This is a genomic window from Streptomyces sp. GL_141 (assembly GCF_057834385.1).
This window is the reverse complement of sequence record NZ_CM174402.1, coordinates 8,293,512-8,308,045: the sequence shown is the minus strand read 5'-3', so window position 1 is coordinate 8,308,045 and position 14,534 is coordinate 8,293,512. Positions and strand designations below refer to the sequence as shown.

Genomic DNA, 14,534 nt, shown 5'->3' with positions numbered 1-14,534 from the left:
CTCAGCCGTCCGATCCGGTGACGGCGGCGGTTCCCGCCGAGGCGCGGGTGAGGGAGGCGTGGGCGAGGGACGTGTGGGCGAGGGACGTGTGGGTGATCCGGCCGATGTGCGTGACGAGTTCGCCCACCGACATGGCGAGGATGCCGTCCATGTCCTTCTCGGACAGGAAGCCCATCAGGTCGACGCGGGCGCCGTAGCGGTGGTGGAGGAGTTCGGCGAGGGCGACGAACTCGATGCTTTCCAGGGCGAGGTCCTCGTTGAACGTCGTCTTCATCGTGACCTCGTCCGCGAGGAGGTGCTCGTCACCGACGATCTCCACGAGCATGCCGGTGATCTCGGCGAGGATGTCAGCTGCCATGACTGGTCTCCGTGAGGTGGAAGGGGACGGGGGACGGGGTCGCGGCCCGGTCGGTCCAGGCGACGACGTGGCCCGGGGGGTCGGTGTTGCCGGGGTGGCCGGGGTGGCCGGGTGACGTGTCCGTGAGCAGGGTGGTGCGGACCGGGTACGGGTGCCCGTCCGGGGAGAGCACGCGCAGTTCGCCGGAGTCCGGGTCGCCGCTGGTGCGCCAGTCGCGCGGGCGGCCGCCGAGTCCGGTTCCGGCGGCCTTGGCCGCCGCCTCCTTGGCGCACCAGAGGGCGGTGAGCGCGGCCGGCAGTCCGGTTCCCTCCCGGGCCGCCAGCCGCTCGGCGAGGCCGAGTTCGCCCGGCGCCAGGGCGATGCGGATGAGCGCGTCCGGATCGGTGGTCACCTGTTCCACGTCGATCCCGACCGGCAGGCCGGGGTGGGCGAGGGCGACGGCGATCCGGTCCTTGTGGGCGATCGTCAGACGGACTCCCCCGGCCAGGGCGCCCCCGGCGAAGGGCCGCCCGGCCGGGTCGTTGCCGATCGGCACCTCGGCCGGGAAGACCGGCCCGGCTCCGCCGTCCCAGAGCAGGTGGCGCACCGCGTCCTTGGCGGCGATCCGGCCCAGCAGCCAGGGCGCCCGGGCGCGCGGCGCCAGCCGCTCGTAGGCCGCGCGCTCGGCGGCGCCGAGGTAGCGGCGCATGACCAGCTCCTGCGATGCGGGATCGGTCCAGCGGCGCCGGGCCAGGCACCAGCCCTCGGGGCGGGGTTCGCCGATGCCGCAGACCTCCGGGGTGAACTTCATCGGCCAGACCCGCTCGTCGGCGCCGAAGCGGCGGTACGTCCAGCCGTCGATCCGGGCCCAGACCCGGCCGTCGGCCCGCAGCAGCTCGATGTCGCCGCGCACGGTGACATCGCGGACCTCGCGGATCCGGGCCGTGGCCCCGACGAGCTCGTACGGGGCGGGCGGCGGCCCCGAGAAGCGGATGGCGTCCACGGTGGCCGGGAACACCAGCCGGTCCACGGGGAGCCTCAGCTGCATCCAGTGCCCGAAGAGCTGCCCGGCGGCATCGAGCAGCGCCCCGGGGTCGGGCAGCGCCCGCAGCACGCCGCGGATGCCGTCCGAGGCGACGGCCCGCACCTCGTGCACCCCGGCGAAGCGGGGGCCGTGGAACATCCACCGGTCCCGGTAGAGGGCCTCGGCGCTGACGGGGGCCGGCCCGGGATCGCGCAGCGGGGTGGTGTCGGGGCCGGGCAGGGGCTCGTAGCGCTCGCCGAGCAGGACGAACACGTCGGCGTACGCCCCGAGGGTGACGCGCACGCGGCCCGGTCCGGCGGGCCGTACGGTGACCTCCACGTCGAGGGCCGGCTCCACGGGGAGCCAGCGCAGGGCCCGTACCCGCTCGTAGCCGACGACGGCCAGACCGGGCGGTGCGTCCCGCAGCGCGGCCTCGGCCGCCAGCTCCAGCATGGTCGTCATGGGGACGACGGGGAACCGGTCGGAGTCCTCCGTCCAGCCCTCGGGCTGCAGGTAGACGCAGTGGTCGCGTACGTAGGGCAGCGTGGCGAGGGAGAGGCGCAGGGTGTGGCTCCCGGCTTGGGCGCCGGCGCCGGGGCGGGGGCGGGCCTCGGTGTGCGGCTCGGCCTCCCCTCCGGCGGGGGCCGCGTCCAGGGCGGAGAGCAGGACCGGCCGGAGTCCTTCGGCCACCGGGGTGGTTGGGGAAGAGGTGGGCGGGGCGGAGGAGTTCGGGGTCGCGGGAGCCGCCGGGGTCGGGGTGGCTCGGACGGCCGGGGTTGAGGCAGCGAGGGCCGCCGGGGTCGGGGCGGCTCGGACGGCCGGGGTTGAGGCAGCGAGGGCCGCCGGGGTGGTGGAAGTGGCCGCCGGGGTGGTGGCCTGGGGCAGGAGGCCGGCGAGGGTGGTGCGTGCGGCTTCGCCGAGGCGGACCAGTGGCGAGCCGAGGTCCAGGAGCACGCTGCGTCCGGCCGCGGGCGCGGTCGCGGGCGCCGCCGGTGGTCCGGCGGCTGTCCGGTGGGGGCCTACCGGCTCGTCGGGGGCCAGCCGGTCCCAGCGCGGGGCGTGCCCTTCGGTCCACAGGGCGGCGCAGGTGCGGCGCAGGGCGGCGAGCCCGGTGAGCCGGGGCGAGGAGGCCGCCACCGAGAGGTGGGGGCGGTCGCGCAGGGTGTCCTCGATGAAGCCCGGGAGGCTGCCCGGGCCCAGCGTGACGAAGCCGCGGACGCCCGCGTCCTCGTACAGCCGGAGCGTCAGCTCGCGGAACCGGACCGGTTCCAGGAGATGGCGGACCACGAGCTCGCGCACCGCCCCGGGCTCCGGGGGGAACGGCGCGCAGGTGGTCGCCGACCAGAGGGGCAAGGTGCCGGGCTGGAGCGGCAGTCGGGCGAAGGCGGCGCGGACCTGTCCGAGGTACGGCTCCCACATGGGGGTGTGGAAGCCGGAGCGGAAGGGGAGTTCCTGTCCGAGGACGCCCTCGGCCTTCAACCGTTCGAGGACCGTGGCCACTTCGGCCGGGCCGCCACAGATCACCGACTGGTGGGGGCAGTTGTCGTGGCTGACCACCACTCCGTCCAGTCCGTGCAGCGCGGCCTCCGCCCGGCGGGTCCCGCATCCCAGCGCCGCGTAGACCAGGTCCGGCACCTTCACCGACCCCGGCCGCAGGGAGTCCAGGAAGGTGTCGGCCGCGTCCTGTCGGTACATCCCGGCGGCCACCATGGCCGCCCACTCCCCCAGGCTGTGGCCCGCCAGCACCTCGGCCCTGATGCCGATCTCGGGCAGCGCCCGGGCGAGGAAGCGGCCCGTCGCGATGGCGTCCAGGGCCCGCTCCGTGAGCTCGTCGCCCCTGGTCAGCCGGGGCCGTTCCAGCCCGAGCCGGTCCGCGACGTCGTCCAGCGCCGGGGCGAACTCCGGCTCCAGACCCGGGAACAGGAAGGCCAGCCGGCCGCCCATCGGCTCGGGCGTGAACCACACCTCCCCGCGGCCCCGCCACGCCCGGCCGCGCGCCACCACCTTCGCGGCCAGCGCGAGCCGCTGGGGCGTGGGGCCGACGATCGCGAGCCGGCAGGGCCCGTCCCCGCCGAATGCCGGGGAGCCGGACGCTGGTGAGCCGGACGCTGGTGAGCCGGACGTCTGGCAGTCCGCCAGCCGGTCCGCCAGCTCCGCCGCGTCGGAGGCCGCTAGTAGCAGCACCTCCTCCCGCGCGGGCGCCCCGACCGGCGGGGCCTGGTCACCCAGGGGCAGGAACCGGCGTACGGGGGCGGCCGGTCGCTCGGGGGCCGTCCGGCCCGCGGGTGCGGACGGTCGTGGCGGGGTGGTCCCTCGTGCGGCGGGTGCGGACCCTCGTGTGGGTGCGGCCCCTCGCACGGGTACGGACCCTCGTGCGGCGCCGGGAGCCTCCTCCAGCACCACGTGGGCGTTGATGCCGCCGAAACCGAAGGCGTTCACCCCGGCGCGGCGCGGCGCCGGGCCGCGTTCCCACGGTAGGGCCGCCGTCACCGGCCGCATCCGGGTCCGGGCCAGGGCGGGGTGCGGCTCCTCCAGGTGCAGGGTCGGCGGCAGCACCCCCTCGTAGACCGCGAGCGCGGCCTTGATCAGCCCGGCCATGCCGGAGGCCTGCATGGTGTGGCCGAGCATGGACTTCACCGAGCCGAAGCCGATCGCGTTCCCGGCGTCCAGGCCGGTGCCCAGGTCGGCAGCCCCGGCCCCGCCGCTCACGCGAGGCCCGAACACCTGGGCCAGGGTGTCCAGTTCGGCCGCGTCCCCCACCGGAGTGCCAGTCCCGTGCGCCTCCAGCAGTCCCAGCGCGCCGGGCGCCCGCGGGTCGAGACCGGCCTCCCGCCAGGCCCGTTCCAGGGCCCGTACCTGGCCCGCGACGAGCGGGCTCATCAGGCTCGCCGCCTTGCCGTCCCCGGCCACGCCGGTGCCGCGGATCACCGCGTAGATCCGGTCGCCGTCGCGCTCCGCGTCGGCCAGCCGCTTGAGCAGCACCACTCCGGTGCCCTCGGACAGCAGGGTTCCGTCGGCACGCCGGTCGAAGGGCCGGATCCGCTCGCTGGGGCTCAGGGCGCGCAGCTGCGTGAACACGCTCCACAAGGTGGCGATGTGGCAGTGGTGCACGGCCCCGGCCACCACCACGTCGCAGCGCCCGCCGGCCAGCAGCCCCACCGCCTGGTCCACCGCCAGCAGGGAGGAGGCGCAGGCCGCGTCCAGGGTGTAGGCCGGTCCGTGGAAGTCGAGCCGGTTGGCGGTCCGGGCGGCCGTGAAGCTCGGTACGAGTCCGATCGACGCGTCGGGCCGTTCGGGACCCAGGGCCTCCTGGAAGGCGGAGCGCACCGCGGCGATCCGCCGCTCACCGAGTTCGGGCGCGAGCTCCCGCAGGGTCTGCGCCAACTGGTGCGCGGTGCGCACGCGTTGGTCGAGCCGAGCGGTGGCCACACCCATGAACCCACCGCGCCCCAGCACGATCCCGATCCGTGAGCGGTCGGCCGGGAGGCGGCTCTCGCCTCCCGCGTCGGCGATGGCCTCGGCCGTGGCGTGCAGGGCGAGCATCTGGTCCGGTTCGGCTCCTTCCACGGTGGCCGGCATGATGCCGAACCGGGTCGGGTCGAAGGCGGCGAGCCCGTCCACGAAGCCCCCGCGCCGGCAGTAGAACCGGTCGCCGGAGACCGGTCCGGTGGCGCCGTCCGGGTCGTAGTACACCGCGGGGTCCCATCGCCCCGGCGGGACGTCGCCTATGCAGTCCGTGCCGGCCAGGAGGTTGCGGCGGTACGCGGCGAGGTCGGCGGCGCCCGGGAACACGGCACCCATCCCGACGATCGCCGCATCGGTGGGACGCGGGCCGCGGTGATGCCGTCGCCGGCCGGCGCTCCGGCTCTGAGCCTGGTCCTGCGCCTGGTCCTGGACTTGACCCTGGCGTCGGCTCTGGTCCTGCGCCCGGCTCTGGCCCTGTCGGGGGCGGTCAGCCACGCCGCTCACCGCCCCCGTGCCCCTCGGCCGCCATCAGGAGCACCTGTACGTCGGTCCCGTGCGCGAGTTCGGCGAGGAACGCCGCGCCGCCCGCATCCGGGTCGATGAGCGGGATGCCGCGGCGGGTGTACGCGCGCGCCAGTTCGGGGCTGACCATCCCGCCCGCCTCCGCGGCCCAGGGACCCCAGTCGACGGACAGCACCCGGCCTGGGAAGTCCTCCGCCCAAAGGTGCGCGAGACCGTCGAGGGCGTCGTTGGCGGCGGCGTAGTCGGTCTGCCCCCGGTTTCCGTACACGCCGGCCACGCTGCCGAAGAGGGCGAGGAAGCGGGGCGCGGGCCCCTCGCCGTGTTCGGCCGCCGCGGCGGCGAGGTGGCGCGCGCCGGTCACCTTCGTGGTGAACACCTCGGCGAAGGCGGCTGGTTGCTTGTCCCGGAGCAGTCCGTCGCTCAGGGTCCCGGCTCCGTGCACGATCCCGTCCAGCCGGCCGTGGCGGGCCCGCACGGAGGCCACGACGGCGCGTACCGCCTGCTCGTCCGTGACGTCCGCGCAGTGGTAGCCGACGGAGGCGGCCACCGTCGTGAGTGCGGCCAGGGTGGCCCGCACCTCTCGCTCCGCGAGGATCCGCGAGGCCGCGGCCTCGATCTCCGCGGGGGTGCGCAGGCCGGTGGCGATCAGCGCGGCGCGCAGGGCGACCCGGTCGGCGGCGTGCCCGAACTCATCCGCCTCTGCGGCTGGTTGCGGCGTACGACCCATGAGCTCTACGTGGCATCCGGTGGCCCGGGCCAGCGCCAGGGCGGCCCGGGCGGTGATCCCGCGGGCGCCGCCGGTGAGCAGGACCACCGAGCCCGCGTCGAGGGGCGGCGTCCCGTCGCCCGGGACGAGCGGTGCGGGGACCGGCCGGGGGGTGACCCGCAGGCCGTCGGCGGTGTAGACGACGGAGGCGGGCGCCTCCACGGACCGGGTGGCGTCGGCCGAACCTTCGGCCGGCTCCGCCGGTGCGCAGCTCAGCTCGGCGAGGAGCTGCGCCGCGATCCGCTCGGGGTCCTCCTTGGAGTGGACTTCCACGGCGCGGATCAGCCTGCCGGGGTATTCGAGGGAGGCGCTGCGGGCGAAGCCGTGCACGCCCGCTCCGGCGGATTCGCCCCGGGCGGTGACCAGGAGCAGCCGGTGCACGCCGCCGGTCAGGGCCCGTTGCAGCCCGGGAAAGGCCTCGGGCAGGACGGGCGCCGTTCCCGGCCGCAGGGCGGACAGGTCGAGGACGGCGTCGAACCCGCCCTCGGCTTCGGCCAGTTGCCGTACGTCCGCCCCCTGGGCCCGGAGGGCGCCGGTGACCGCGAGCCCGATGCCCTGGCCGTCTCCGGGGTCCCCGACGACCCCGATCCGCAGACCCCGCAGGACCTCCGGGTCCCCGGGCGCGGGCGGCAGCGCCTGCGGCTCCACCCGGAGGCGGTCGAGCGTGGGCGGGGCCGTTGCCGTGGCCGCCGCTTCGGCGGCCGGGGCCTCGGGGCGGGCGGTGTGGCCGGAGACCCAGTCCACGATGCCGCGCAGGGTCTTGATCCGGGACAGCTCCTCGATCGCGGACTCGGCGGAGCCGCCCGGGTCCTGGGGCAGGCCGATCCGGTCGGCCAGGGCGCCGATGATCTCGACCCGCTTGATGGAGTCGATGGACAGGTCCGCCTCCAGGTCCAGCTCGGGAGCGAGCATGTCCCGCGGGTACCCGGTCCGGGTGTGGACGATCTCCACGATCACGTCCATCACTTCCTCGGCCGACCGCACCCGCTCACGTCCCGCGTCCCCGCTGCCGCCGACATCCCCACGCCCCTCACCCCCGGGCAGACCAGCCCCCGGAACCGCGTCGCCGCCGGGCCCAACCCCCTGGGCAGCACCACCGGACATCCCGGAGCCCGGGAACCCACCACCCGGAGCCGCGCCACCGGGCATCCCCGACCCCGAGACCCCACCGGGGATCCCGGCACCCACGACCCCACCACCAGGCGTCCCGCCGCCCGGGGCCACACCGCCGGGCATCCCGGCATCTACGGCCCCGCCACCGGCGAGCCCCGAACCCGCCGCCGCGCCGCCCGGGAACCCGGATCCCACGAACGCGCCCTCAGGCATCCCGCTGCCCGGAGCCATGCCGCCGGGCATTCCCGCGGCCGTGTCACCACCGGGGAACCCGGAGCCCGGGAACGCACCACCCGGCATCCCGCTGCCCGGGGCCATGCCGCCGGGCATGCCCGGACCCGGGATCCCGGCGTCAACACCCCCGGCGGGGGCCGGCCACGGTCCGGGTTCTCCAGGGCCCGGGGGCGTGCCCCCGCCGTGGGCGGCGGACCAGGAGGCGTCGGCGCCTCCGGCCGGGCCTGCGCCGTGAGGCCCGGCATCGGCCCATGCGGAGGGAGCCGCCGCGTTCGCGAACACCCCTGGACCGCCGGGCAGTCCGGCCCCGGAAGCCGTGCCGTCGGCGGCCGTCGGCCATGGGCCGGCATCCCCGAAGCCGCGTACGGCGCCCGCCGGAGGCGCGCCGTGGGCCGTACCCCCGGCCCCGTCCGCTCCCCCCTGCACGCCTCGGCCGTCCGCTCCGGGAGCAGCCCAGTGGCCCGCCGAAGCCGCGCCCGGGAACACCCCGGGGCCCGCCTGCACGCCGCCGGACGGTCCGGAACCAGGGGCCCCGGGCCACGGCCCGGCCGCCCCGACGCCGACACCGGGATCCGCACCCATCGGGGCCTCGCCCGGAGCCCCGTACCAGGCGGCATCGTGGCCGTCCGGCCGGGCCTCGGCCCAGGGGCCGGCCTGAGCCGCGCTCTGGAACGTCCCCGGGGCCCCACCCGGACCCTGCGGGCCCGCGAGCCCCTGTCGGAAGCCCCCGCCCGAGGCCGCCCACGCGCCCTGCGGGCCCTCGTGGCCATGGGGGGCACCGGCGCTGGGGGGCTGGATCGCGAGGGCCGGGCCACTGACAGGGCGGTACCCCGGCAGGGCCGGATCGGGGCCGGTCCAGGGCGGTGCCGTCGCCGTCGAGGCCAGGTAGCCGATCATCACGTCCCGCTGCGCCTGCACCAGTTCGCGCGAGCCGCGGAGGTACTCCAGGACCGCCTCCTCGCGGCGGTCGGCCGGAGCAGGTGCAGGAGCCGGCGCAGGCGCAGGCGCAGGCGCAGGTACGGCGTGCCCGGCCAGGTGGCCGGAGCGGGCGCCCGCCCAGGCGGGCGGGCCCGACAGCGGCTCCAGACCTGCGCCGGGAACGCCGTTCGCGGTCCGGAGCTGTCGGCCGTCCCCACCCCGCCCGACCGAACCGGCCGCCGGCCCACCGCTCCCGGGGAGGGCCGGAACAGCCCCCTCGGCCGCCGGAAGCCCGGCCCGGCCGTTGAGCGCGTCCGCGGGCCCGCCGCCCGGGCCCCCCACCACACCAGGACCCCCACCCGGCAACCAGTGCCCTCCCCCCGCAGGACCGCCGGTCCCCGGCTCCGGGAACCCGCCGCCCGCAAGCCCTGCGGCCCCCGGACCCCCCACCGGTCCCGGACCCGCACCAGACCCCGCGTACGCACCGGATCCCCCACCCGGCAACCAGGGGGCACCCCCAACGGGACCGCCGGCCCCCGGCTCCGCGACGCGCCCTTCCACGCGCCCTGCGGGCGGGCCCCCGACCGACTCGAAGCCCCCACCCGGGCCGCCCACCCCGGGCCCGCCGTCCGGCAGCCAGTGGCCACCCGCGCCCGGGGCGGCGCCGTGCCCGTTGCCGGCGAAGCGAGCGCTCTCGGGTCCGGCCGCCGGCGCCCCGTCCCGGGCGGAGCTCCCGAACGGGCCACCTTCGCCGGGGCCCCCGGCCGGCAGCCAGTGCCCGCCGTTCGCGCCCCCGGCGGGAGCCGACAGGTGACCGGGCCCGCCGTTCCCGCGGCCCCCCGGCAAGGCGGGCATCCCGTTCCCGCCGGCCCCCAGACCGGCAACGCCCTGCGCCGGTTCGGTGCCGTTCGTCGGCTGTGTCATCTGGTGGGCTCCCTCTTCTTCGGATACCGCGACGTGGACCCGGCGGGCCGGGCGGAGGCCGCCGGGGACGGGTTTGCCGTCCCGAGTGCGGACCAGGTGGCCGTCGACCAGCCAGCCCGGGCGGCGCGGAGCGCGCTCGGGGAGCCGGGAGGTACGGCCCCGGAACAGGGCTTCCGGCTCCACCGGCACGCCCGCCGCGGCCAGTTCCGCCAGCGCCGTGACCAGCCGGAGCAGGCCGTGCTCGCCCGGCACGTCCAGCGGGACCACCGTGTGCGGCCGGTCGTGCAGGATGCGGCCGACGAGTCCGGAGAGGACGCGGCCCGGCCCGGCCTCCACGAAGGTCCGTACTCCGGCCGCGTACATGTGCTCCACCTGCTCCACGAACCGGACCGGCTCGGCGACCTGACGGGCCACCAGGTCCCGTACCGCGTCGGCGGCCGCCGGGTACGGGCCGGCCGTCGTGTTGGACCAGACCGGGACGGCGGCGTCGGCCAGTTCCGTCGCGGCGAGTTCCTGGGCCAGGGCGGCGGCCGCCCTCGCCACGACCTCGCTGTGGAAGGCGCAGGCGACGGGGAGCGGGGACGCCGTCAGTCCCGCGTCCCGCAGGGCGGCCACCGCGGCGGCCACGGCGGCGGCCGGACCGGAAATCACGCACTGGCGCGGTGCGTTGTGGTTCGCGATCACACACCCGGCCCGCGCGGCGATCTCCCGCACCTCTTCCGGCGCGGCCGTCACCGCCGCCATCGCCCCCGGATCCGTCCCGGCGGCCGCGACGATGGCTTCGGCCCGGCGCGCGCTCAGCCGCAGCAGGCTCTCCTGGTCCCACACGCCCGCCGCCCACAGTGCGGTGAGCTCTCCGTACGAGTGCCCGGCGACGCAGTCCGGGCGTACGCCCAGTTCCCCGAGCAGCAGGTGCGCCGCCGAGCCCGCCAGCCCGAGGGCCGGCTGGGCCACCCGGGTGTCGGTGACCGCGGCCCGCTGGGCGGTACGCCCCTGCGCGGTGAAGGCCGCCGGGGGGAACATCGCGGAGACCACCGCGCTCGGAGCCTCGTCGAGGAGTTCCCGCAGCCGGGGGAAGGCGGTGAACAACTCAAGGAACATTCCGGGGCGTTGACTGCCCTGACCGGGGAAGAGGAAGGCCACCTGCCCGGGCTCCGCCGCATCCTCCCGTACGTGGACCCCCGCGCCCGGGGCGAAGGCCCGCGCCCGCTCCAGCCGGACCGCCAGCTCGTCCAGGTCGGCGGCCACGACCGCGACCCGTACGGCGCCGGTTCCGGCCGCCGCCTCGGCCGCGAGGTCCCGCAGGGCCCACGGGCGCCCGGCCGCGTCGTTCTGCTCCAGCCGGGCCGCCAGCCGGGCCATCGCCCGGCCCGCGGCGCGCCGGTCCTCGCCGCGGAAGCAGAACAGTTCGGCCGGCCATTCCTCCAGTCCGTGCCGGGGCTCCTCGGCCCCCGCGTAACCGGTGAGCACCGCGTGGTAGTTGGTACCGCCGAAGCCGAAGGCGCTCACTCCGGCGATCCGCCGCTCGGCGGGCTCCGCCCACGGCCGGGCCCCGGCGTCGAAGGAGAAGGGGCTGCTCTCCGCGTTCCAGGCCGGGACCGGCGCGTCGAGGTGCAGGGTCGGCGGGCGTACGCCCGAGTGGACCGCCCGGACCGCCTTGATCAGTCCGGCCAGCCCGGCCGCGCACTTGGTGTGCCCGATCTGCGATTTCACCGATCCCAGCGCGCAGGCTCCGGGAGCGGCGCCCGATTCGGTGAACAGGGCGGTCAGTACCGCCAGTTCGGTGGTGTCGCCGACCACGGTGCCGGTGCCGTGCGCCTCGATCAGGCCGACCTCGCCGGGGCTGATGCCGGCCCGCGCGTAGGCCCGGTCCAGGGCCCTGCGCTGCCCCTCCGGCCGGGGTGCGGTCAGGCCGAGGGAGCGTCCGTCGCTGGCGGCGCCGACCGCCTTGATCACGGCGTACACCCGGTCGCCGTCCCGTTCGGCGTCCGCGAGCCGCTTCAGCACGAGCGCGCCCACTCCCTCACCGAGGGCGATCCCGTCGGCGGCCGCGTCGAAGGGCCGGCAGCGGCCCGCGGGGGACAGTGCGCGGACGGAGGAGAACAGCAGGTAGTCGTTGATGCCGTTGTGCACGTCGGCTCCGCCGCACAGCACCATGTCGCTGTCCTTGTCTTGCAGTTGGCGACAGGCGAGGTCGAGTGCGGCCAGTGAGGAGGCGCATGCGGCGTCGACGGTGCAGTTCGCGCCGCCGAGGTCCAGCCGGTTGGCGACCCGGCCCGCGATGACGTTGGCGAGTACGCCGGGGAAGGAGTCCTCGGTGAGCCGCGGGAGCTGCTGGTCCAGTTCGGGAGGGAGCTCGCCCAGGTATCCGGGGTACAGGGCGCGCAGCCCGTACGCGCCCGCCAGCTCGGTGCCGGCCTCCGCGCCGAACACGACCGAGGTCCGGGACCGGTCGAACTCCCGGTCCTTGCCGTACCCGGCGTCCGCCAGGGCCCGGTCCGAGATCTCCAGGGCGAGCAGTTGCACCGGCTCGATCCCGGCCAGCGAGGCCGGCGGGATGCCGTGCGCGAGGGCGTCGAAGGGCATCGGGCCGAGGAAGCCGCCCCAGCGGGACGGGGTGCGTTCCCCGGCACGTGCGGGGTCCGGGTCGAAGTGGAGCTCGGGGTCCCAGCGTTCGGCCGGGACCTCGGTCACGGCATCGCTCCCGTCCAGGATCCGTGCCCAGTAGGCGGCGAGGTCCGGTGCGCCGGGGTAGGCGCAGGCCATGCCGACGACGGCGACGTCCAGCGGATCGGGGCGCACGGCGCTCCGGGCGCCGGTCGTCTCGGTCGCCCGATCTCCCTCGGGTTCCGCACCGGCGAGCTCCCGGGCCCGCCGGTCGAGCACCTCGGTGGCGCCCTCGGTGACTTCGGCGTGCAGGGCGGCGACCGTGGTGGTCCCGCCGCGCAGGGTGGCGGCCTGCCCGAGCATGAACAGCCCCTCGGAGCCCTGCTGTTCCTCGTCCACGGGTTCCAGCCCGTCGCCCTCGGCCCCGCGGCGCAGGCCCTTGCTGGCGATCCGGAGCCTTCCCAGATTGAGCCGCTCCAGCTCCTCCCACACCTCGCGCGGCTCGGCGCCGCCGTCCGCGAGCCGCTGCCGGGTGGACTCGAAGGTGTCCACGTAGGGGGTGACCGCGCAGCGGGTGGCGTGTCCGGGCGCGGTGTGCAGCAGGACGGTGTCCGCGCACTCCAGCGCCGCCCGCTGGAAGCGGGGAAGGACCGCGCCCGCGGCCACCGCTTCCTCGGTGAACAGGTAGGCGGTGCCCATGAGCACCCCGATGCGCGCACCCCGTTCGGCCAGCGGGGCCGCCGCGGCGGCGGCCATCGCGGCGGACCGGGCGTCGTGGATTCCGCCGGCGAACAGCACGTCCAGTGCGGCCGGTTCGGGGCAGGCGAGCAGCAGCTCGATCTGTTCCTCCCACAGCGGGAAGGAGGCGCGCGGCCCGACGTGGCCCCCGCATTCCAGCCCCTCGAACACGAACCGCCGGGCCCCGTCGGCGAGATACCGCTCCAGCAGGCCCGGCGAGGGCACGTGCAGATGGGTCCGGGTCCCGGCGGCCTCCAGGGGCGCCGCCTGACCGGGGGTGCCGCCCGCGATGATCGCGTACGGCGGGCGCACCTCGGCGACGGCCTCGAGCTGCTCGGCCCGCAGTGCGGCCGGGGCGAAGCCGAGCAGGCCCACACCCCAGGGCCGCTCGCCGAGCCGTTCGGCGGTCTCGGCGAGGAGCCTGCGCACGTGCTGCCCCTCCATGACCGCGAGCGCCAGATAGGGGACCCCGCCCCAGGCGGCCACCGCTTCGGCGAAGGCCGCCTGGTCGCTGACCCGGGTCATGGGCCCCTGCGCCACCGGGAGCGGTCGCCCCGGGCCGTGGCCGCCCCCCAGCGGCCGGGCCCGTACGACGGCCGCCAGGTGATCCGCGACGGCCGACCGGATGCCCTGGAGGATGCCTCCCGTCGTCCGGTAGCGGGCGGCCAGCCGGGCCGCCGAGGCCCCGTCCTGTCCGACGGGGAGCAGCTGCGTGCGCAGGTCGCGGGCACCGAGCAGGGTGTCGACCGGGCCCTCGGGCGGGGTCAGGTCGGGGCGTGCGTACACCCGGTGGCCCCGCAGCAGTCTGGTCTCGGATCCGTCCATGGCCCGTACGGCCGCGGCCACTTCGGCGGGCAGCCCGGCCTCCCCCTCGGGCGTGAGGGCCAGTTGTACGTCGACCAGCACCCCGGCGGCTCCGCCCGCGACGGCCGCGGCCGCGGTGTGCGGCCCGATGCCGCCGTACGCCCGGACGGGCAGCCCGAACGCGGCGTCCGCGAGGAGTTGTTGGAGGAGCACGAAGGTGGTGGTGCCGCCCACCCGGCCGCCCGCCTCGTGCCCCTTGGCCACGAGCGCCTCCACCCCGGCGGCCACCGCGGCCGCGGCCTCGACCGGATCGGTGATCTCGGCCCACACCCGGGGCCGTCCGGCGGCGGCCGCCCAGCCGGCCACCCCGTCCGGGGTGTGGTGCGCGGGGTCGGCGAGCAGCACGGTGTCCACGTCGGCCGGCAGCTCCCCGGGCCTGACCGGGCAGTCCGCGGGCACCCGTACCCCGTAGCGGCCGGCTCCGAGGCGGCGGGCGATCTCGGCCATGGCGCGCCGCGCGGACCCGGCGTCCCGGCCGAGGTCGAGCAGGCCCAGGGCGCCGGCGCGCTCGGCGGCGGTGACGATCCGGGGGTTGGGCTCCCCGAACGGGCTGACCGCGACGACCAGGTCGCGGTCGCCGGCGCGGAGCCGCCCGGACTGCCGGGCGGACTGCCGCCCGGACTGCCTGGCGGAAGGCGACCGCTCGGGCCGCTCGGAACCCGAGGGCCCGCCCCTCTCCCCCGGCGGCGCGGGCTCCTCCCCGGGCCGCTCGGTCGCCGCGGACCGGGCGGCCTGTGCGGATCGCGGAGGCCGCGGGGTCCGGGAAGGCCGCGCCGCACGGGGAGCCGGCGGGGACTGCCGGGGCGGGAGGGCACGCGGGGGCTGGGGGGACGGCTCGGGCTGGGGGGACACGGACGCTCCTCTTCCAGTGCTGTGTGACATGGCGCAGTGCGGGAGGGAAGACGGGGGAAAGCGCAGGAGGCTGTGCGGGAAGGACGGCGGACGAGACGCCCTCCCGCTGCGGATCCGAGGCGGGCGACGCGCGGAACGGCCGGACGATCCGGCGGGGACAGGGTTGAGCG

3 protein-coding genes are annotated in these 14,534 nt (G+C 77.1%); all 3 read right to left on the bottom strand.

Features of this window, described 5'->3' with window-relative positions:
• Window position 1 precedes the first annotated feature (1 nt).
• Complete coding sequence (locus AC3IX6_RS36925; RefSeq protein WP_489367662.1) at window positions 2–358, bottom strand: acyl carrier protein; 357 nt, start codon at window positions 356–358, stop codon at window positions 2–4.
• Window positions 348–5,162, bottom strand: coding sequence for a beta-ketoacyl synthase N-terminal-like domain-containing protein (locus AC3IX6_RS36920; RefSeq protein WP_489367661.1), 4,815 nt, complete (start codon window positions 5,160–5,162; stop codon window positions 348–350). The genes AC3IX6_RS36925 and AC3IX6_RS36920 overlap by 11 nt, the downstream gene beginning before the upstream one ends.
• A 151-nt stretch (window positions 5,163–5,313) precedes the next feature.
• Entirely contained in the window at window positions 5,314–14,364 is a 9,051-nt protein-coding gene (locus tag AC3IX6_RS36915; protein ID WP_489367660.1) for an SDR family NAD(P)-dependent oxidoreductase, read from the bottom strand.
• Window positions 14,365–14,534: the final 170 nt, after the last annotated feature.

Coding starts and splice junctions, on each gene's coding strand:
- AC3IX6_RS36925 (WP_489367662.1), bottom strand. CDS start 358: ATGGCAGCTGACATCCTCGCCGAGATCACCGGCATGCTCGTGGAGATC.
- AC3IX6_RS36920 (WP_489367661.1), bottom strand. CDS start 5,162: ATGGGTGCCGTGTTCCCGGGCGCCGCCGACCTCGCCGCGTACCGCCGC.